A 21,931-nucleotide genomic window follows, 5' to 3' on the forward strand; every position below is an offset into this window, starting at 1 on the left:
ATTAGCTTGTGTCCTTTACCCATAAAAAAAGAAACCACAAGCAGTTCTTTGCTTTATGGTTTCATTTTAGATTTCTTTTATAATTTTTTTGAGAAGACAAATCTGATATTATTTGTAATTTTTTGACAATTTATTACTCAAGTCCTTTATTTTGATATTCTGATGGCGTTCTTCCCACAAGCTTTTTGAAAGTATTTGAGAAATAGGCAATGTCCTGATAGCCTACTTTATCTGCTACTTCATACACTTTCACATTCATATCCTTGAGATAGTCCAGAGCTTTTTTGATCCTGTACTTTGTAAGGTAATTGTTGATACTGGTGTCGGTTTCAGATTTAAAGAGTCTGCTGATATGCCCTTCACTTACGCTCAGAGCCTCTGCAAGATTTCCTACGCTGAAGTCTACATCTGAGTAGTGATTTTCAATATATTCAATTGCTGCCTGAACGTAGCGGTTTGATACTTCCTCTTTTTTCTTAAGAGATATAAGCTCATTTTCAAGCTCTGCTTCCTGGGCAGTTCCATTGGGATGAAGGTGCAAAAGCCTTTGGATTACGCCTTCTAGCTCTCCATCCTGGAAGGGCTTTAGGATATAATCTGAAACCCCAAGTCTTATGGCTTTTCTGGCATATTCAAATTCGTTGTAGGCAGTAAGGAATATGACTTTTGTATTTGGGTACTTGTCTCGAAGCTGCTCTGCAAGCTCTATTCCGTCCATTTTGGGCATCCTGATGTCGGAGATCACAAGGTCTGGTCTTACTTTATCTGCAAGCTCCAAAGCCTCTTCTCCATTTGAAGCCTCCCCCACGACTTCGCATCCTATAAGAGACCAGTCGGTCTCTCCCTTAATACCTAGTCGTACATATTTTTCATCGTCTACTATCATTACAGTAGTCATTGTTCCCCTCGTTCTTCTTTCTTTTTTGGCTCTTTTTCTGAATATGGAAGTGTAATGATCATGACTGTTCCTCCCTGAGATGGTCTAAATGCCATGACTCCATACTCTTTTCCATAATAGAGTCTGATGATGGTGTTGACGTTGTTAAGGCCCAAGTGTCCCTTTAAGGTCTCAACGTCATCATTGTTTAAAGCCAACATCATTTCATCGCTTATGCCTTTACCGTCATCCTGAACGGATATCTTTAATAGGTCTTTTTCTCCGGAATTATCTCTGCATGCAGCTACATAGATATGGCCATTTTCAGTTTCATCCATTCCGTGAATAATGGCGTTTTCGACTATTGGCTGAAGTATGAGCTTTGGAATAACTGCGTCCATTACTTCAGTTGGCACATCTATTGTAAGGTCGAACTTGTCATCAAATCTGATCTTCTGGATCTCGCAGTAGTTCTGGACAAGCTCTAGCTCTTTTGACAAAGGGCAAAACTGCCTCTCGGAAATACTAGTCCTAAGGATCCCTGCAAGGGACGCTGACATGGTGGCAACTTCTGGCACGTGATTGGCCTTAGCTACCCACTTAATGGTATCTAGTGTGTTGTACAGGAAGTGTGGATTGAGCTGGGCCTGCATCATTTCTATTCTTGTCTCGTTGATGGTTCGCTCTGCCTCAACTCGCTCTTCCATGGTCTGCTTGAGCTGGCTTGTCATCTTGTTAAAGCCTACTGCCAGTTGCTCGAACTCATCTTCTCTTGAGAGCTCTATCTTGGCATCAAAGTCACCTTTTCTAAAGCGTTTCATTCCGCTGGCCATGATATTAATTGGCTTTGAAAAATATGCGCTGAGCCTTGAAGCTACAAGAAGACAGACAATGACACTAAAGAGTGCTTCAAGTGTAAGGATCTGATAACCAACCTTTACCGCAGATTCTCCCAGGGCTGGCGGCGTAACGTATATGCTCAAAAGCCCAGTTTTTCCAATCTCATTCATGTACACATTGTTTTCTATATTGTAATTATAAGCTTGTCCGTCAAAGAGATTTCTACGGATGCTCTTAAGTTCGCTACCATTTTCAGCAGTTCCAATGAGGCAGAATGGCCTAAGGAACTGGTCTGTTAACATGAATCCATCTTTGGCATTTATGTTGCTTCGAAGTCTATTTTCTATTTCAGTTTGCTCTATCCTGACGATAGCAAAGGCTGGAACATTTCCCTCTACTATCTGCTTTGCTATCAAAAGATCTGCTCCTGTCTTGGTGGATTCTGTAGGATCTAGAGCGTAGATGACTTCGCCCTTACTGTTCTTGGCTTCCTCTAGAACTGAATAATAGAGAGGAAGCTTATTGGACAAAGATCTGGCGCTGGTACTGAACACACATCTGTCACCCTGATAGATATCTACTGTTGCAAAGTCTCTTATTCTTCTTGATACATTGTAAAGCTCAGAATAAATAGTAAGCGAGCTATTCTTACTCTGTGTAAGAGCATTTTTTATGATATCGCTTTTTGATATGAGGTCCAGCGTCTCTTCAGATAGCTCTATATCACGTTGCAAAAGAGAATTGATAGCGGTGTTCTGCTCGATATCTTTTTTCTCATAGTCGTATTTGAGTCTTGCCTGGAATCCCTGAATGGTAAAGACACCGCCTATGATGACAAGGATCAGTGTTACTGTTAGAAAGATTGCAAATAGCTGCCTTTTGAAGGACTGTCTGATGATTCCCATAGTTAGTCCTCCGTCTTCCTTAGCTCGTCCCAGAGATTAAAGATATCTTCCTCTTCTCTGGCAGATTTTTTTACATCAAAATCAATGAGTTTGGTGCTTCCATATGTTGGTGATAAGTCTACATCAGTCCTTACTGGCCTTCTATAGAAATTTTCCATTGCGTATTTCTGGGTATCATAGCCCACCACAAAATCTATGAATTTACCAGCATTGTAGGAATGTGGCGCATTTTTTAACATGGCTATGCCATCTGGAACTGCGCTGGTACCGTCATTCGGATATATAAGGGATATGTTATAGCCTTTTTCAATGTACTTCTTGGCTGTCTCTTCAAGGGTAATTCCTATGAGATATGTGCCATCTGATACTGCAGGAATAACTTCTCCCGACGAGTCTAATATTTCTCCGTCAAGCTGGTCATAGAACTTCGGTAAAAGATTCTTGTAAGATTCCCCTAAAAGCTGCTCCATTGTGGCTACAATCGTATAACTGGTGCCTGAATTACTCAAATCTGCAAAAGCAATTTCGCCTTTCCATTTGTTGTCAAAAAGACTTTTCCAGGTTCTTGGAACTTCTGATGAAGATACAAGCTTTTTGTTATAGATAAAAACTATTGGAAGCTCTGTAAACGCAGTCCATGAACCTTCTTGTGAACTATAGTTCTCATCAAGAAACTCTTTTTCACTAGAAACATATCTAAGAAACATGTCACTATGGGCTTCATAGCTTTCTATTCCGCCCCCAAACATTATGTCGCACTGACTGTTTTCTGATGCCTCTTTTGCTTTCTGCATCATCTCTGCAGTTCCGCCTGCATGAACGTCAACCCAGATTCCAGTCCTGTTCTCAAACTCTCTGATGATAGGAAGATACACTTCCTCCTTGTGAGATGTGTAGACTATGAGCTGGTTTTCCTGTGGTACTGCATATTTCTGAGATATATTCTCTATTTCTTCCTGTCTTGGACTATTTTGGCATGACGAAAGCAGGAGCATTAATGCTCCTGCCAAAAAGATCGATCCTAGTTTTTTTATAACCCCTGCCATGATCAGAAATTACTTCCATTCCAGCCCCAATTATCTGCTGGAGTGTACTTTACATAGATGTGGTCTCCTGCTATTCCTAACACTTCACCAAAGATCTTTGTTATCTCTCCTGTGAGCTTATCAAACGCACTTGGATTAGCTGAGCCAAATACCATAACTTCTACAAAAGCTGTTGGCTGAGAATTATCCCCTCTAAAATACAGATGATATCCATCTTCAAATCCAGTCATGAGCCAGCTTTCGCTCTTTCCAGGAATTATTTCAATTGCTTTTCCAAGCTTTTCCTTGAGCTGTCTCTCCTGATCTTCTGTGATCTTTACGCTTATCTTTGAATTAATAAATGGCATAATGCTCCTCCCATCACTACTATTTCATTTTTTAAAGTATTTAATATAGTGTATCACAGAGGTCTGCCCATGGTAAATTCATTACATGAAAATGCCCGTATGACTTAAACTTTCTTGATTTACCTCATACTTTATGCTAATATACTGATTGCATGTTTCCGTAGCTCAGCAGGATAGAGCGTCCGCCTCCTAAGCGGAAGGTCGTGCGTTCGAATCGCATCGGGAACATTGATTTTGAGGAGTCTGGAATTCAGGCTCCTTTTTTGTAATCTCGGAGGGCAGAAAATGGCTTCTAGTATTATGCATCTTGCGATAACAAATGAAGTGTCAAAGAGAATACTTTTTACCGATGTAAATAGACTTAAGTTTGGTTCTGTTGTAGTTGACGCTGGCATTGGCGGGAACACATATGGTACTGCCCATATGAAAATAAACATACTAGATGGAAAAATGAAAACTTACGACTTTGACAGATACCGTGAAATGTTTACTGAAAAGATGCTACAGGATGACCTTTATATGGGATATTATCTGCATTTAGTTCAAGATGCATTATATAGACATTTTGTATATGATAGGTATCATTGGAATTCAACCATTCCAGGTAATGTAGAACGTCTACATAAAGATTATCAGATTATTAATCAGTATGTTATTAATAAATATCATCTAGCAAACGATCTTACTGTGCCTAATGGCTTTAAGGACGAAGCCCTAAATCAAGTAAGTTCTTTTGATACAGATAGACTTATGCAGGATATGCTCTCATTTTTCCAACCTGTTGAAGAAGAACCCATCTTCTTTTTTACAAAAGAAATGGCCGACGAATACATAGAAGAAACAATACGCTTCTGCATAGATGAAGTGAAAAAACTTCGTAACAATGAGCCAGGTATAGATATGATGACTTATGCATGGAAAAGAGTGGGAAGTTTATATCAATGATATAATGAACCCAAGAGAATTGGTTCATTTTCTAAGGAAGGAGTTATTATCATGGGAAATACCTTGGAAAAATTAAGATATGAAGATCTTAAAATTGGAATGCATGTAAAACCTGAGCAGGTATCCAATCTATATGGCGTGTGGTTATATGTTAATCCTAATACCGTTTCAGAAGATGGCTTTGACATTCTCTATTTTTGTAATGAGACAAATATAGATTCAAAAAAAGTTGCCGAAATACGGAAAGCATACGGTAAATCCAGCGTAATTTACCAGCCTAAATTTTATGAAGATGAGGACGTAGCTGTTTATGGATAAGTTTTTAAAATATACTATTCAAAAGACAACGATTTATACAAAACGTATAAAAGTGCATAATTAGATATTATAAAAGGAGTCTGAATTTTGTACCGTCCCCAAAAAGTTAGACCATAAAATCTAACGATTGGAGGTCGGTACAATGAGGCTCCTTTTTTGTAACCTTTTTTCTGATTCAATTGTAATATTAGTATAAGGCCTTAAAAAAGGAGTACAAAATGAGAATACCTGTACAGGAGCTGATGGATAGGTACAAGAATAACGTATATGCTGTTACGTTCACCTCAAGGGTTCAGACACTGAACTCTATGTAACTGTCAGATACGATGCCGGATGGGCAACAAATCCATATAAGTATCCTAATTACTAATATACTAGAACAAAAATCTGTCATAACTTAGAAAAAACTATTTTCATTATCTCTTTTCTCAATATATGATTAATGTAAGGTATCGTTGGCATATTAATGGAGGTTTCAAATTGGAAAAGTCAAAAGTTTATTTCACAGATTTTAGAACAGTTCTGGGTGTAAGCCTTCCAGCAAAACTACAGAAGCTTATTAAAAAAGCTGGAATCGAATCCATAGATATGGATGGAAAATTCGTGGCGATCAAGATGCATTTTGGTGAGCTTGGCAATCTCGCCTATCTTAGGCCTAATTACGCTAAGGCAGTCGCAGATGTAGTAAAAGAACTTGGAGGTCTGCCCTTTTTAACGGATTGTAACACTTTATATCCAGGAAGTCGTAAGCACGCTTTAGAGCATCTGGACTGCGCTAATATAAACGGTTTTAATACTGTAACTACCGGATGCCAGATAATTATCGCTGATGGACTTAGGGGAACAGATGATATTGCAGTACCTGTTCCAAATGGTGAATATTGCAAAGAAGCATATATCGGCCGAGCTGTTATGGACGCTGACATCGTAATCTCACTTAATCACTTTAAGGGGCATGAGCAGGCTGGTTTTGGCGGTGCTATCAAAAATCTTGGAATGGGTTGTGGTAGCCGCGCCGGTAAGATGCAACAGCACAACAGCGGTCATCCACATGTAACCACAGACCTTTGCAGAGGATGTAAAAGATGCGCCAAAGAATGTGGCTCAGATGCTATAAGCTATGAAAGTAATAAAGCCTGGATCGACCCTGAGAAATGCAAGGGTTGTGGCCGTTGTATTGGTGCCTGCGCCTTTGACGCTATAGAAAACGATAACTGGGATGCACCACAGATGCTTGGAAGAAAAATGGCTGAGTACACTTCAGCTGTCATAAGCGGAAGACCTAGCTTCCACATCTCTCTTATTACAGATGTTTCTCCTAACTGCGATTGTCACGGTGAAAATGATGCTCCTATCCTTCCAGATATCGGAATGCTTGCTTCATTTGATCCTGTAGCTCTTGACCAGGCCTGCGTTGATCTTTGTCAGAAGGCAGAACCTATCAGAAACAGTCAGCTTGGAGACAACATGGCTAAGGAACATTTCCATGACCACGGTGATGTATGGCATAACAGTAATCCTAACGTTTCATGGGCAGAAACACTTGAGCATGCTCAAAAGATTGGCGTTGGAACACGTGACTACGAGCTTATTGTTATGAAATAAATCAGATTACTAATAAGCCTTTATCTCAGATTTCTCTCTTCTGAGGTAAAGGCTTTATTTTTATTTCAGAAATATATATATGTTATTTGGTATAATATTTTTATACAAAAATTTGAAAGGATCCTAGCCGATATGAAGAAAAGAATGAGTGTAAATGAAAAAGCTTTAGCCGGTATCATTGCATTTACTCTATTTTTTGCTGTCTTTACTTGCCTGGCCGGATTCCTCATTTTTGATCATGTCATTGAAAAGCTCTATAACGATAAGGGCTATGTCGTAGCAAATATTATCTCCCATGACATCGACCACGACAAGATTTCTGAATATACAAAGACCTGGGAAGCCGATGATTATTACCATAAAATGGAAGATTATCTTCATCATGTAGAAGAGTACTCCGGTGCTGCTTACATTTATATTGCTGTTCCCTATGAAGATCACACTATGCGATATGTCTATGACTCTGATACTTTCATCGGAGACTCTGATCCTATCTCTGCCTCTTTTGAAGAAATCTGGAATGCCTATACCAAGGGTATTCGTCCCACAAGTTACCTTGTCAGAAAATCCAAGAAATATGGCTATTTGACCTCAAGTTGCCTCCCTATCGCAGACAGCTCTGGGAATATTGTAGCTCTTTTATTTGTTGATACTCACATGGAAGAAATTCTGTCTACACTTGGCAGATTTATTTTTTACATGGTCGTGATTTCCCTTGTTCTCATGCTTGTATTCTGCATCCTGAACTGGATGGTCCTGAACAAAAACTTTATCAAACCTATTATGTTTATCAAAAAAAATCTGGACAGCTTTGCCGAAAGTAACGCAACTGTCGATGATTCTCTTTCTTCTATTCAAACTGGTGATGAAATTGAGGACCTGGCCATTTCGGTACATGACATGGAAAAAGATTTGGTGAAATACATCGACAACATTAAGACTATCACTGCTGAAAAGGAGCGAATCAGCGCTGAACTTAGTGTCGCGACCCAGATTCAGGCAGACATGCTGCCCAGAGTATTTCCACCTTTCCCAGAAAGAAAGGATTTTGATATCTATGCAACTATGGTTCCTGCCAAGGAAGTTGGTGGTGATTTCTACGACTTTTTCCTGATTGACAATGATCATATCGCTCTTGTTATGGCTGATGTTTCTGGTAAGGGCGTACCAGCAGCTCTTTTCATGGTTAATGCAAAGACCCTTATCAAAAATAGGACAATGACGAATAATAATCTCTCTACATCAGAAATAATCCACGATGTTAATAATATGCTGTGCGAAGGAAATGACGCCGAAATGTTTGTGACTGTGTGGCTATGCATCATTCAGCTTTCTACAGGAAATTGCAGAATAACAAATGCCGGCCATGAACATCCTGCTGTTAAAGTTTCTGGACAAGATTATACGCTTAAAACTTATCGCCATTCCATTGCTGTAGCTGCTATGCCTGATGTTAAATTCGAAGAGCATGAATTTAAGCTAGATCCTGGCGATACTCTTTTTGTTTATACTGATGGCGTAACAGAAGCTACTGATTCTAAAAATGATTTGTTTGGAACAGACAGGCTTATAGCTTCTCTTAACAAGGCAAAAGACGCCGATGCCACCGCCCTTTTGGGGCTCGTAAAAGAAGACATCGACGCCTTTGTTGGAAACGCACCTCAATTTGATGATATTACCATGCTTTGCTTTAGATATCTCGGAAAGTAATTCTTAGCAGATATCTTCTTTGAGCACTTCTATGATCTCATCATTCTTGACCTTTGATATACTCATGAGCATGCTGATTCCGACTATCGCAAAAACCACCACGATAACTATGAGATAAAGCCCCAGATTCAATTGGAACTGTTCTATGTTGTGGCTCTTTTTGCACATGAGATAATAAACATAAACTGAAAGTGGAAGCGCTACTACTAATGCTCTAAGAGCATAAAGAATGGTCTCTAATGAGATCATTTTTTTGAATCCTTTTTCAGTCATGCCAACTGATCGATACATGGCAAACTCTTTTCGTCTCATGATAACTCCCGTATATATTGTATTGATCATGTTTGCAAGAACAATGAGGGTGATAAGTGCAGTAAATCCGTACATTACTGTTTTTAACAGGAGCATTACAACTTTCATTGTTGCCATAGATTCTTCAATATCACCTATTGAATAGGAATGGAACTCTTCTGTATCCATGAGCTCATACAATTCATTGCACAAGGTTTCTGAATCACTTGTCTCTATAGAATAGCTTGCTGTTGCGTAATCCCCTAATACTTCTTCAGCTTTTTCCATGTACCTGGAATCTGGAACATACACCACAACACACTTTTTAGGCACAAGGTCAAATATATAGTTATCCTTTTCATAATCCACCATCTCGCTTATTGTGATTGCTGGAGGATTACCTTCCTGCTTTTCGTAAAAGAGCTTCTGACCTATTATACCTTCATTAAAGACATTTTCTTTTCTTCCAGATCTGTTGTAATCATTTAAAATAACACCTTTGAGTTCACCACTAAAATATGGTTCTGGATCAATGCCATTTTTTAGAAGCAGATCATTAAAATCTTCATCCGGTATCGTGCAAACTGAGATCACCTTGGAATCAAAGGCTTTTTTGTACTTTGGATTCAGATAATCAGTATTTAAGATATCTCTATTTGGAGGGATAAAATTTGGGTCTTCCGGTTTTTCACTGAAATCAAACTGAATAAACTGATTCCTGTAAAAGTCTTTTACTTCGTGTAATGAACTAAGAACTTCCTCAAATCTCTCAGAATCACTTTCTGCCACTGATACTGAAACCTGATATGGAATCTCCCAATCGTAGTTATTAACGGCCTCGACCTGACCACTAAACTGCATGACTGTAAGGAACATTGTCACTGATACTGCTATTGATACAGTGATAACTGCACCCTTAACGCCATTTCTTTTGATATTCTTGTAAGCAATTTCTCCTTCATATCCAAAGATTTTTTTGATAAGAGGATTAATCTTAAGGCTCCTTGCCTTCACTTTGATCACATTTGTCTGTCTAAGGGCATCTATTGGCATTACCTTTGAAGCCTTAATGGCGGGTATTAATGCCGAAATAAAAATTGTTAGACAGGAAATTATAACTATGAATACTGCTACCTCAAACGGCAACCTTACTGGAACTGTTGTGGCAAACTCTTTGGCACCAACTAATGTTCCACTAGATATCATCTTTCCGCCAAGGAAGGATAATGTAAAATATGCTCCTATATAGCCCAGAAGCATTCCTAAAGGAATTCCGATAATTCCAAGAGCAAAGGCCTCAAAATAGATCGATGCTCTTTTTTGCTTTTTGGTTGCGCCTACACTGGCTAGCATGCCAAGATAACGCATTCTCTCAGCAAGTGACATTCCAAAGGCATTATAAATGAGGATCACCGCTGTTCCAATAACGATTAAAAGAGCTATTATTCCTACCGGAACAATGCTTGCTACTCCGCGGCTGTCCTTATTAAAAGCAAAGCAACTAATAAGATACTCTGTATTTAAAGAATCATAATGAAGATCATGATCACTTGCTATTTTCTTTAAAATTTCATAAGACATAAAGCCTATTTTATTAATCCTGATATCTACATAGTTTGTCTGCGGAACATAGTCATCAGAAATATAATGCACCAGATCATAGCTTCCTGTTGGACGGTTTCCATGTAAAATGGCAGTAACCTTGTATGATTTAAGTTCTAAGGTCTCAAAATCTTCATTTGTATTGTAGTTTCCGCCGATAACTACTTTTTGTCCATCGGGATCATAATAATATCTGTTTCCAAGCTCTACAGTGATAGTATCTCCAACTCCGATATTGAGATTATTGTCAGTAATGTATTTTTCTTCTACTGCAACTTCATCCTCTGCTGCTGGAAGAGTTCCTTCATATTCGGACAGAATTTTGTTTTCCATGAACTGACTATCTAGATGAATGATATTTCCAACACGCATTCTCTCGGATGCATCTGATTGTACTCTGATTCCGGAAATATCTACATTGGCGTCTGCCACGGAAACATTCTTTATCCTTGCATCTTCTTTAAGCTCATTAACCTGCTCTGTGGTAAGATTTTTGAACTCGCCTTCCCAGTAACCCATTTCATGAATAGCCATATCTCCAAAGAAGGCAAAAAAAGATGTAACACCAGCAAGCATAGTAGTAATAAGGGCTGTAGCCGCTGCAATTCCAAGAATTGTCACGATGGTCCTTTTCTTGTTTTCCTGCAAATGCCTCAGAGTGAGAGTTGATACGATGTTCATTACGCAGTCACCTCCACTCTCCCTGAATCCTTAGTGATCATGCCATCTTCAATTGTTATGACTCTGTCTGCAGAAAGAGCTATTCTATCATCGTGAGTGATGATAATAACTGTCTGATTGTATTCTCTATTGAATTTTCTAAGTAAAGATATTATTTCCTTACTATTCTCAGTATCAAGATTTCCTGTTGGCTCATCTGCAAGAAGGATAGCTGGATGATTCATTAGTGCTCTTCCTATTGATACTCTCTGCTGCTGTCCACCAGATAACTGATTTGGAAGATGTTTAAGTCTCTTTCCAATTCCAAGTTTTTCTACCAGTTCCTCTAAAAGCTTTTTATCTGGCTTTTTTCCATCAAGTAATACTGGAAGTGTGAGGTTTTCTTCTACTGTTAGAATTGGAATCAGGTTATAGAACTGGTAAATGAGACCAATATGCCTTCTACGAAATATTGCAAGCTTGGTTTCATCAAGCTTACCAATGTCTGTTCCTGCGATGTTGACCTCTCCAGATGTTGGAGTATCAACTCCTCCAAGAATATGAAGCAAAGTGGACTTTCCTGATCCGGAGGGGCCTACGATTGCGACAAACTCTCCCTTTTCTACGTCAAAAGATACGTCTTTAAGCGCATCTACTCTTGTCTCCCCTTTGCCATAAACTTTGCATAAGTGATTAATTTCAAGAATTTTCATTTGTACTCCCTTCTCAAGCTGTTTATTTCCTTTGTTGAGAATAGGTTATCTTTTTTTTCTTACTATCCCGTGACTTTTTTATTACAGTTTTGTCACATTTCCTTTTTAGATTATTGTTTTAAAAAATCTTATATAAAATGTTGTGCCTACGCCTTCTGTACTTTCAACTAATATATCTCCCCTCTGACTGCTAATAATCGTCTTAGCAAGGGCAAGTCCTATTCCAACGCTATCTTTTCCTGCGTTTTTTCCTTTATAAAATCTTTCAAAAATATGCGGAAAATCCTGCTTTGCAATTCCGCATCCTGTATCTGACACAATTATCTGCTTGTAAATATTGGTCTCTTCTGCCTCTATCTTTAGCTCATCATTTTCTCCCATATGTTCAATGCAGTTTTTTACAATATTTTGGATTGCCTCGATAGTCCAGTTTTTATCGCAGCTTAATATCATATCACTGTCAAAAGAGCTATAGTTTATGCCTTTTAATTCCATTTGAATTTCAAATGGCTTCACTATTTCTTTTACAATTGACGTTGCAGTCACTTCTTCTTTTTTCATTGTGATTGTTCCAGCATCGATCTTGGATAGTTTAAGAAGCGTCTGAATAAGCCAGTTCATCCTATCTAGCTGATCTGACTGGGTCTTTAGAAATTCATTTCTTTTGTTCTGATCATCTTCCGTTTGTAGTAGATCATTCATGACCATCATAGATGTAAGAGGGGTCTTTAGCTGATGACTGATATCTGCTATGGCATTTGCAAGCCTTACCTTATCTTCTGTTAATAACTCTTTTTGATATTTAAGAGTCGTAGTAGCTTTATAGATATTTGATTTTAGTATAGAAAGTTCGCCTTCCTTCTGATCCAGGATCTCAGGTGCGTAATCTCCAGACAGAACTTTTTCCAGATAAGAGTTTAATTTCTCTATTTCAGAATATCTTCGTTTTGTAAAATTATAATTTATTACAAGGATAAGTACTCCTGTGATCATTATTATTATTCCTGCTTTTATCCCTACAAAAATAACTCCCATTACACTTAGAATGAGAGTTAATGCAATTTCTACCTCTGTCATTACTTTGAAGTCTTTATTATTTCCCATAGTTATCCCCAAGTTTGGCCTATTGCCTCTTACTTATCCACAATATAACCAAGTCCACGCACAGTCTTTATTATCTCTGGTTTTGCAGGATCTTTTTCTATCTTGTCACGAAGTCTTTTGATATAAACCGTAAGTGTATTGTCATTTACAAAGTCTCCGCTCACATCCCACATATCTTCTAATAGCTTATTTCTTGAAAGAACTGTTCCTCTGTTGTTACAAAATGTCAGGAGTAATCTATATTCTAAGGCGGTGAGTTCTACTTGCTCCTCTTCGCCTGCAGTTTCCTTTGTTATTGTTACCTTTGCTTCGTTCGTGTAGATATTTACGTTGTTAATTTTAATGATGTTATCGTTTGCCTCTTGAACTGACTGATTTTTTCCAGCTCTTCTGAGAACCGTCTTAATCCTTGCCATGAGTTCGCCTACTCTGAATGGTTTGCACACATAGTCATCTGCTCCCATCTCAAGTCCCATGACGACATTTACTTCTGCGTCGCTGGCAGTTAAGAAGATTACTGGTACATCTTCTTTTTCTTTTATGTATTTACAAACTTCGTAGCCATTACCATCTGGTAGATTAATATCCAAAATGCAAAGATCATTTTTCTTTTCTTCAAATAATTCTTTAGCCTGCGCTACAGATTTGGTAAGGGTTACGTTATAGCCTTCTTTTTCTAATGAATATTTCAGCCCCATGCCGATTGCGTCATCATCTTCTAGTAAAAAAATATTCATGGCTTCTCCTTTTAAAAAAGTGGAACCTTGAAATAACTCAAAGTTCCACTTTATACACATTTTAAATCAAAGCTGAATTGCTGTCTTAAGTGCGATCTCCATCATGTCTGTGAAGCTTGTCTGTCTCTCTTCTGCAGAAAGCTCTCCGCTCTTGAAGAGGTGATCAGAAATTGTAAGGATCGTGAGGGCATTCTTGTGTGCCTCTGCTGCGTTCATGTAAAGAGCTGGTGTCTCCATCTCAACTGCAAGCGCTCCTACGTTTCTGTAAAGTTCACTTTCGTTGCACTTCTTGTAAAAAGCATCAGATGAAAGAACATCACCAACGTGATACTTAACTCCTTTTTCTTTTGCAAGAGCAACAGCCTTCTCTAAGATAGTGTAAGATGCTGTTGGTGCAAATGTTCCAGGAAGTCCGAACTGGAATCCGTAATTTGAATCTGTGTGAGCTCCCATTGCAAATACAATGTCCATTACATTTACATCGTCCTGTAAACCACCGGCACTTCCAACTCTGATGATGTTGTCTACATCATAGAAATTGAAAAGCTCATAAGAATAAATTCCGATTGATGGAATTCCCATTCCGTGTCCCATTACAGAAACTTCTTTTCCTTCGTACTTACCTGTGAAACCGAGCATTCCTCTAACTTCATTGAAACACTTTACATCTGTAAGGAATGTCTCTGCAATAAATTTAGCTCTAAGTGGGTCACCAGGCATTAAGACTGTTTTTGCGATATCACCTTTTTCAGCGCTATTGTGTGGTGTTGCCATTTGTTTTCTCCTTTTCTTTAGTTGGTATCTGGGAAGTTAATATATCCTTGCATCCAGATATTACCTTTGAATCTTCTGCCTACCGCAGGCTCTCCTAAGAGATCCTTTTCATTGATGCAGACATCAAACTCAAGATCATTACAATTTACTTTCATGATATGAACAGTCTCTTTGGTGAGGAAGTTTTCTACTTTTCTTGCCTCTACAATCTCACCAAGTACTGAATACTGATCGCACTCAACACCATATGGCATAAAGTACGTATCAACAAGACTATATACATCCTGCTTTCTGATTTTTTTAGAAAGAGTTGTATAAAGGTCCATATCATCAAGAGTCAGAGACTCGATTGCTGTCTCATCTCCTCTTCGCGCATTGTTAATGAGTTTATTTCTATAATTAGTTTTCTTTTTTGCTACTTCTTTTTCTTCTTCAGTCTTAGCTATTGGCATCATTATCTGACCTTTAGTTGATAGTGATGACAAGCTAAGAGTCGTTCCTCTTATTGGGAAATGATCCTCATTCTCATACTTAACGTATGGGATCATGTTCTGAAGATAGAAAATAAGAGTCACACCTAGTCTTGGTTCATTACACACTCCAGCATAAGAATACTGTGCTGCGTGCCTTTCGACATTGATGTCTTCTTCAGTACTGATGCCTGTTGGAACAAGATAAGGATAATAATATTCGTAAACGAATTTATCTTCCTCATCAAATTCACCGCAGACTGCTAGTCCTATTCCATCAGCGTAATCTCTTGCAAACTCAGCTAATATCATATTCTCATCTTTTGTGACATATGAACGCTTTCTTGCTTCCTGGATTGTGTCTGTTATAAGTTTTGTTAATTCTTTTCTATCCTTAAGATTGGAAAATCCAACTGCTCGCAAGAATTTGTGCAATGAGATTTCACCTCTTTTCTAGTACCGTATTACTTAATTACTTTGTTGGAACAAGCACTTCTTTTCCACCCATATATGGACGAAGTACTTCAGGAATTCTAACGCTTCCATCTGCCTGAAGGTTGTTCTCAAGGAATGCGATGAGCATTCTTGGTGGAGCAACAACAGTATTATTAAGTGTGTGAGCAAGATAGTTTCCATCCTTGCCCTTAATTCTGATTTTAAGTCTTCTAGCCTGAGCATCTCCAAGATTTGAGCAGCTACCTACTTCGAAGTACTTCTTCTGTCTTGGTGACCAAGCTTCTACGTCACAAGACTTGCACTTAAGATCTGCAAGGTCTCCTGAGCAGCACTCAAGTGTACGAACAGGAATATCCATAGATCTGAAAAGATCTACTGTATTCTTCCAAAGCTTGTCATACCATTCCTTTGATTCTTCTGGCTTACAGATTACTACCATCTCCTGCTTTTCGAACTGATGAATTCTGTAAACACCTCTCTCTTCAATACCGTGAGCACCCTTCTCTTTTCTAAAGCATGGAGAATAACTTGTAAGTGCCTTTGGTACATCTTCTTCTGGAATGATCTGGTCGATGAACTTACCGATCATTGAATGCTCACTTGTTCCAATAAGGTAAAGGTCTTCGCCTTCGATCTTATACATCATTGCTTCCATTTCTGGGAAGCTCATAACACCTGCTACTACGTTTCCATGAATCATGAAAGGTGGTACGCAGTATGTAAATCCTCTGTCAATCATGAAATCTCTTGCATATGAGATAACTGCTGAGTGAAGTCTTGCGATGTCACCCATGAGATAATAGAATCCATTACCTGCTACTCTTCTAGCTGCGTCAAGATCAATACCATCGAATCTCTCCATGATATCTGTGTGATATGGAATCTCAAAATCAGGAACTACTGGATCACCATACTTCTGGATCTCAACGTTCTGAGAATCGTCTTTTCCGATAGGTACTGTATCATCGATGATCTGTGGAATGATCATCATCTTATTTGTAACCTGCTCATCAAGTTCTTTCTGCTTAGCTTCAAGATTTTCAAGCTCTGCAGCTTCTTTAGCTACTTCATCCTTAAGGGCCATGGCCTCATCTTTTTTGCCCTGAGCCATAAGTCCACCGATTTCCTTAGAAATCTTGTTTCTGTGAGCACGGATTTCGTCTGCTTTCTGCTGGTTTGTTCTTCTTTCTTCATCCAACTTGATTACTTCATCTACGAGAGGAAGCTTCTCATCCTGGAATTTTTTCTTGATGTTTTCTCTTACCACATCTGGATTTTCACGTAAAAATTTAATGTCGATCATTTCGATCTCCTCCAAGTTATATATTAATATATTTTAAGCAATTTAATTTATTGCTATTTATAGCTTATCTGTTTGTGCTGTCGAGTGCCAGGTCAAGAGCTTTTTTCTCCTCGCCGCTTAATTCGACATCTGCCATCCCGGCATTGACCTCTTTTGAATATGAATAGTTAATTCCGTCTGTTCCATGAACTGAGTTAAGAAGGAATCCGTTATCATTTTCATCTAAAAGACAAAGTGCAAAACTTAGTTTTCCTCCGCTCTGATTGAAAGCGTCGTATTTCTCAAGACCTATCTTCTGGAATGTTCTAGCCATTCGCTTATTGATATCGATGATGTCTTTTCTGTTTTTCTCATTTTCACTTCTGATCAGTCTGTTATCATGGAAAAGTCCAACAATCTCATCTTCAAGTGACTGAGCTTCTTTACCCTGCATGAACTTATTATATTTTCTTTCAAGCTTTTTGAACTTCACTCTTGTTACAATAAGAAAAACAAGTAATACCAGAATAAGTACAAATGCTGCGATAAATAAATAAGCTGGGTCAAGATTTCCAATTCCAAGTAAGTTAAATAATTCGCTGTTCATTTTTTATCTCCATTCATCCTTTGCAAAGTCTATCAGTGATTTTTTCAAGATCGTCATTACTATAGAATTCTATTTCGATCTTTCCTGTTCCATCACCTTTGGAGATAATTTCTACCTTGGTACCAATTGCCTGTTTGCATTTTTCTGAAAGACTAGAATAAACTGCATCGAGGCTTGCCTTGTTAGCAACTGTCTTCTTTGGCTTTGATGTCTTTCCAAGATTTTTAACTAATTTTTCTGTTTCGCGGACACTTAGCTTCTCATCAAAAACTTTTTGTGCAAGTGTGATCTGCTCTTCTTCATTTTCAATTGAAATAAGTGCTCTTGCGTGTCCTGTTGATATCTTGCCCTCGATGACCATCTGTCTAACATGATCACAGAGCTTTAATAATCTGAGAGAATTTGTAATAGTTACTCTACTCTTTGATACCTTATCAGCTACAACGTCCTGTGTATATCCGAAGTCATCTATGAGCTTTTTATAAGCAAGAGCTTCTTCAATTGGATTGATGTCTTCTCTCTGAATATTATCAATTAGACCAATCTCTGCAATTTCCTGCTCAGTAAGGTCTTTGATTATTACTGGTACTTCTTTGAGGCCGGCTTTCTTTGCGGCTCTCCATCTTCTCTCACCACCAACTATTTCATAGTGGTCTTTCTTATCTGTAACAATAAGAGGATTGATGATTCCGAACTGTTTGATTGAATCTGCAAGTTCAATCAATGTATCCTCATCAAAAGTCTTTCTTGGCTGACTTCTGTTTGGCTCAATCTTTGTAATGTTAAGTTTAACTACCTGTCCATCAACAGGTGGTGTTACAGCTTCTGGCTTTTTTGCTGTAGTAGCAACCTTTGCTGGAATTATTGAATCGAGTCCTTTACCGAGTCCCCTCTTTGCGTTCTTTGGTACTGCCATTTTCCCCTCCAACTTACTCAAATATTCTATCTATTACTTCATCTGCTAATAATCTGTACGCTTCAGCACCAGCAGATTTTGGTTCATACACATTAATAGGAAGTCCATAACTTGGAGCTTCTGCTAGCCTAATATTTCTAGGAATAATTGTCTTATAAACATTTTCCTGAATGTGCTCTTTTACATTCTCTACTACCTGAAGTGAAAGGTTTGTTCTTGAATCAAACATTGTAAATACTACACCTTCCATCTCGAGTTCAGGATTAAGTCTGTCTTTTACAAGGTTAACTGTATGTACTAACTGACTAAGTCCTTCAAGTGCGTAATACTCACACTGAATTGGAACTAATACTGTGTTAGCAGTTGTCATAGCATTAACTGTTAACATACTAAGTGATGGTGGACAATCAATAATTATAAAATCATAGTTATCTTTCACATTACTGATTGCTTCTCTAAGAATATATTCTTTCTGATCTGCATCAATCAATTCGATTTCTACAGCTGCAAGATTTACATTAGATGGAATGATATCTACTCCATCTAATCCCTCAACTACATTTTCTTTAATAGCTTCTTCTGTTGAACACTCGCCTATCATGAGTTCGTAGATTGTGTTCTCTAATTCATTCTTGTCTAATCCAAATCCGCTAGTTGTATTACCCTGTGGATCTGTATCGATGACCAATACCTTTTTCCCTTTTTCAGCAAGAGCAGCTGATAAGTTGATGGACGTTGTAGTCTTACCAACTCCGCCCTTCTGGTTTGCAATAGCAATAACTCTTCCCATCATTCCTCCTAAATCTAACACACTAATGTGATTATATCATAATTATTCTTATATAGACTCATACCTGAGTGTATTTTCAAAGACTTTTTCTTTATTACAATATCTTGTATACCTAAATTGTTCGGTTTCACAATACAATTTCTGCGTATTATTAATGTTTCACGATTATTTTTACAATATCTTGGGCATTAATGTTTCACGTGAAACAATTATTTGTATTATGAATTTTATTAAATTTGAATGTTTCACGTGAAACATTCAGATTAACTGCAACATCTGAACACTAGATATATTAAAGTGGTTGTTTAGAAGGAACTCCTGCTTTACGAGGATACTTCTTTGATGTGTTTTCTTTCTTTTCAACCAAACAGATAGTCCTACTAATATCTGAATTAGGAAGCATGAACTCATTTGCTGAAAGAAGTTTGCCTCCTAAAAGATGAATTGCACCCTTAGCTGCATTTAGTTCATCGGCTGCTTTTTCACTCTTATATGCAATAAATGTTCCACCTACTTTTACATAAGGTAAACAATACTCAGATAAAGTAGACATATTGGCTACTGCCCTGGAAACTGAGATGTCAAATGTTTCGCGGAGAGAATCTGACTTAGCAGAGGAATAATCTTCTGCTCTTCCATGAAGTGTCTTGATACTTCCCTCTGAATTAAGACCAAGTTCATCAATTACTTCATTCAAAAAATTAAGTCTCTTATTTAATGAATCAAGTAATGTCATATTCAAATGAGGAAAAACAATCTTAAGTGGTACACTAGGAAATCCTGCTCCGGTACCAACATCAATAAGACTAAAATCGGATTTGTTAAAATCAAAATACTTACATGATGAAACACTATCAACAAAGTGAAGCTTACATACATCTTGAAACTCTGTGATAGCTGTAAGATTCATTACTTCATTCCACTTAATGAGAAGTTCATAGTATTTATTAAATTGATCAAGCTGCTTATCAGATAGTTCGATTCCAAGATCAGAAAAATCTTTTAGCATTAGTTCGTATTTATTTCTCATCAGCATTTCCTCTATATAGAGAATCAAGGTAAATTAAAAGTACACTTACATCTGCAGGATTAACACCGCCAATTCTAGATGCCTGTCCTATATTAACTGGTCTGAACTTTTTAAGCTTCTGTCTCGCTTCAAGTCTAAGACTACTAACATCATCATAATCAATATCAGCCGGTATTAATTTCTTTTCAAGTTTCTTGAACTGTTCCACCTGTCTCTGCTGTCTATCAATATAACCTTCGTATCTGATAGTAATCTCAACCTGTTCAATAACATCAGCTGGAAGTTCTACTCTCTCACTATCAATCTCACTTAAAGATTCATAATCAAATTCTGGTCTACAGATAAGTTCAGCTAATGATGTTGCTGTCTTAAGAGTAGAACTATTATGTCTCTCCATAAAGTCCTGAATCTTAGCATTTGCTCCAACAACAGTTTTCTTTAAACGAGCAACTTCCTTTTCAATAAGATCAATCTTAGTAAGAAGTTTTTGATATCTTTCTTCATCAATAAGGCCAACTTCATAACCAAGTTTACGAAGTCTGATATCAGCATTATCCTGTCTAAGTAAAAGTCTATACTCAGCTCTTGAAGTCATCATTCTATATGGTTCTAAGTTTTCTTTAGTTACCAGATCATCAACTAAAACACCGATATATCCTTCTGATCTATCAATAGAAATATATGGTTTTCCAAGAATTTGCATTGCTGCATTAATTCCAGCATAAAGTCCTTGAGCTGCAGCTTCTTCATATCCACTACTTCCATTAAACTGTCCAGCACTGAATAAGCCCTTAATATTTTTTATCTCAAGTGTAGGATGGAGCTGTCCAGGACAAAGACAATCATACTCGATAGCATAAGCATTTTTTACAATACGACAATTCTCTAAACCAGGAACAGTTCTATACATTGCAATCTGAACATCTTCAGGTAAAGAAGAAGACATTCCATCTATATACATCTCATTAGTAAAAGTTCCTTCAGGTTCTACAAAAACCTGATGTCTCTCATGATCAGGAAACTTAACAACCTTATCTTCAATAGAAGGGCAATATCTAGGGCCAACACCTTCGATGATACCAGCATAGATAGGCGATCTATCAATGTTATTTCGTATTATTTCATGTGTCTTTTCGTTGGTGTATGTCAACCAGCAAGAAACCTGCGGTCTCTGAACACTATCTGGATCTGTATCAAAAGAAAATGGAACAACAGGAGTATCACCAAACTGCTCAGACATCTTGGAATAATCAATTGTATTACCATCCATTCGAGCAGGTGTACCAGTCTTAAATCTTCTGAGTTCAATGCCTGCTTTCATAAGTGAGTCAGATAAAAGATTTGAAGGCTGAAGTCCATTAGGACCACTGTAAGTAATAGCTTCACCTGTAAGACATCTACTTTTAAGATATGTTCCAGTACAAAGAATTACAGCCTTTGCCTCATAAGTGATTCCTGAAAAAATCTTTACACCTGTGATCTTATGAATATATCCATCTTCAGTAGTATCATCAAAAAGAATCTCAGAAACTTCTGCCTGTTTAATAGTAAGATGATCCTGATGCTCTAAAACTTTTTTCATTTCTTTAGAGTATTCCATCTTATCAGCCTGACATCTAAGAGAATGAACAGCAGGACCCTTAGAAGTATTGAGCATCTTAGACTGTAAAAAAGTCTTATCTATATTTTTACCCATTTCTCCACCAAGGGCATCAATTTCTCTAACAAGATGTCCCTTAGAAGATCCACCAATATGAGGATTACAAGGCATGAATGCTATATTATCAGCACTCATTGTAAAAATAATAGTTTCAAGTCCAAGTCTGCTACAAGCAAGAGCAGCTTCACATCCAGCATGACCAGCACCAACAACTATTACATCAAATTTTTCTTTAATATCTATCAT

20 protein-coding genes and 1 tRNA gene are annotated in these 21,931 nt (G+C 37.7%); 5 read left to right on the forward strand and 16 right to left on the reverse strand.

The genetic code is table 11. The features are described from left to right. Positions 1-133 precede the first annotated feature (133 nt). The 4 genes from BUA02_RS11205 to BUA02_RS11220 are packed head-to-tail and all read right to left on the reverse strand — an operon-like array spanning position 134 to position 4,015. The gene (locus BUA02_RS11205) at positions 134-898 is read right to left on the reverse strand and encodes a response regulator transcription factor (protein ID WP_071177344.1); all 765 of its coding nucleotides are present in this window, start codon (positions 896-898) and stop codon (positions 134-136) included. Further along, the gene (locus BUA02_RS11210; RefSeq protein ID WP_072704133.1) at positions 895-2,622 is read right to left on the reverse strand and encodes a sensor histidine kinase; all 1,728 of its coding nucleotides are present in this window, start codon (positions 2,620-2,622) and stop codon (positions 895-897) included. The genes BUA02_RS11205 and BUA02_RS11210 overlap by 4 nt, the downstream gene beginning before the upstream one ends. Before the next feature lie 2 nt (positions 2,623-2,624). Then, positions 2,625-3,632, reverse strand: coding sequence for an extracellular solute-binding protein (locus BUA02_RS11215; RefSeq protein ID WP_242946503.1), 1,008 nt, complete (start codon positions 3,630-3,632; stop codon positions 2,625-2,627). Positions 3,633-3,670: 38 nt separating this feature from the next. Next, positions 3,671-4,015: a phenylpyruvate tautomerase MIF-related protein gene (locus tag BUA02_RS11220; RefSeq protein ID WP_072704139.1), complete on the reverse strand. Its 345-nt coding sequence runs from the start codon at positions 4,013-4,015 to the stop codon at positions 3,671-3,673. Positions 4,016-4,169: 154 nt separating this feature from the next. Between BUA02_RS11220 and BUA02_RS11225 the strand changes: the two genes are divergently transcribed. The 5 genes from BUA02_RS11225 (at position 4,170) to BUA02_RS11245 (ending at position 8,593) form a co-directional block, all read left to right on the forward strand. Next, positions 4,170-4,243: transfer RNA gene (locus BUA02_RS11225), tRNA-Arg, on the forward strand. A 57-nt stretch (positions 4,244-4,300) separates the two neighbouring features. Further along, positions 4,301-4,960 (forward strand): hypothetical protein, encoded by a 660-nt coding sequence (locus tag BUA02_RS11230; RefSeq protein ID WP_072704142.1) that lies wholly within the window; start codon positions 4,301-4,303, stop codon positions 4,958-4,960. A gap of 51 nt (positions 4,961-5,011) precedes the next feature. Further along, positions 5,012-5,278, forward strand: a complete 267-nt coding sequence (locus BUA02_RS11235; protein ID WP_072704145.1) for a hypothetical protein — start codon at positions 5,012-5,014, stop codon at positions 5,276-5,278. Positions 5,279-5,758: 480 nt separating this feature from the next. After that, on the forward strand, positions 5,759-6,883 hold the full coding sequence (locus BUA02_RS11240) for a DUF362 domain-containing protein (protein WP_072704147.1): 1,125 nt from the start codon (positions 5,759-5,761) through the stop codon (positions 6,881-6,883). 132 nt (positions 6,884-7,015) lie between these two features. Beyond that, positions 7,016-8,593 (forward strand): SpoIIE family protein phosphatase, encoded by a 1,578-nt coding sequence (locus tag BUA02_RS11245; RefSeq protein WP_072704151.1) that lies wholly within the window; start codon positions 7,016-7,018, stop codon positions 8,591-8,593. 3 nt (positions 8,594-8,596) lie between these two features. On the opposite strand, the gene BUA02_RS11250 is transcribed toward BUA02_RS11245, so the two are convergent. The 12 genes from BUA02_RS11250 to mnmG form a co-directional block, all read right to left on the reverse strand. After that, positions 8,597-11,167 carry an ABC transporter permease gene (locus BUA02_RS11250; protein WP_072704154.1) on the reverse strand — a complete coding sequence of 857 codons (2,571 nt, stop codon included), beginning with the start codon at positions 11,165-11,167 and terminating at the stop codon, positions 8,597-8,599. Next, positions 11,167-11,859, reverse strand: coding sequence for an ABC transporter ATP-binding protein (locus BUA02_RS11255; protein WP_072704157.1), 693 nt, complete (start codon positions 11,857-11,859; stop codon positions 11,167-11,169). The genes BUA02_RS11250 and BUA02_RS11255 overlap by 1 nt, the downstream gene beginning before the upstream one ends. Before the next feature lie 105 nt (positions 11,860-11,964). Beyond that, a complete protein-coding gene (locus BUA02_RS11260) occupies positions 11,965-12,963 on the reverse strand; it encodes a sensor histidine kinase (protein WP_072704160.1) in 999 nt (332 codons plus the stop codon). Between the two features lie 29 nt (positions 12,964-12,992). Continuing rightward, positions 12,993-13,700 carry a response regulator transcription factor gene (locus BUA02_RS11265; RefSeq protein ID WP_072704163.1) on the reverse strand — a complete coding sequence of 236 codons (708 nt, stop codon included), beginning with the start codon at positions 13,698-13,700 and terminating at the stop codon, positions 12,993-12,995. 66 nt (positions 13,701-13,766) lie between these two features. Next, a complete protein-coding gene (gene deoD, locus BUA02_RS11270; RefSeq protein WP_072704166.1) occupies positions 13,767-14,474 on the reverse strand; it encodes a purine-nucleoside phosphorylase in 708 nt (235 codons plus the stop codon). Positions 14,475-14,491: 17 nt separating this feature from the next. Further along, complete coding sequence (locus BUA02_RS11275; RefSeq protein ID WP_071177356.1) at positions 14,492-15,379, reverse strand: DUF3881 family protein; 888 nt, start codon at positions 15,377-15,379, stop codon at positions 14,492-14,494. A gap of 37 nt (positions 15,380-15,416) precedes the next feature. Then, positions 15,417-16,703 carry a serine--tRNA ligase gene (gene serS / locus BUA02_RS11280; RefSeq protein ID WP_071177357.1) on the reverse strand — a complete coding sequence of 429 codons (1,287 nt, stop codon included), beginning with the start codon at positions 16,701-16,703 and terminating at the stop codon, positions 15,417-15,419. 64 nt (positions 16,704-16,767) lie between these two features. Beyond that, on the reverse strand, positions 16,768-17,289 hold the full coding sequence (locus BUA02_RS11285; protein WP_072704169.1) for a DUF4446 family protein: 522 nt from the start codon (positions 17,287-17,289) through the stop codon (positions 16,768-16,770). Positions 17,290-17,302: 13 nt separating this feature from the next. Next, positions 17,303-18,205, reverse strand: a complete 903-nt coding sequence (locus BUA02_RS11290) for a ParB/RepB/Spo0J family partition protein (RefSeq protein WP_072704172.1) — start codon at positions 18,203-18,205, stop codon at positions 17,303-17,305. 13 nt (positions 18,206-18,218) lie between these two features. Beyond that, a complete protein-coding gene (locus tag BUA02_RS11295) occupies positions 18,219-18,995 on the reverse strand; it encodes a ParA family protein (RefSeq protein WP_071177360.1) in 777 nt (258 codons plus the stop codon). 292 nt (positions 18,996-19,287) lie between these two features. Beyond that, positions 19,288-20,025 (reverse strand): 16S rRNA (guanine(527)-N(7))-methyltransferase RsmG, encoded by a 738-nt coding sequence (rsmG, locus tag BUA02_RS11300; RefSeq protein WP_072704175.1) that lies wholly within the window; start codon positions 20,023-20,025, stop codon positions 19,288-19,290. Beyond that, on the reverse strand, positions 20,015-21,931 hold the full coding sequence (mnmG, locus tag BUA02_RS11305; RefSeq protein ID WP_072704178.1) for a tRNA uridine-5-carboxymethylaminomethyl(34) synthesis enzyme MnmG: 1,917 nt from the start codon (positions 21,929-21,931) through the stop codon (positions 20,015-20,017). Before mnmG ends, rsmG begins: the two co-directional genes overlap by 11 nt.

Source organism: Butyrivibrio hungatei DSM 14810 (genome assembly GCF_900143205.1).
Classification (GTDB): domain Bacteria; phylum Bacillota; class Clostridia; order Lachnospirales; family Lachnospiraceae; genus Butyrivibrio; species Butyrivibrio hungatei.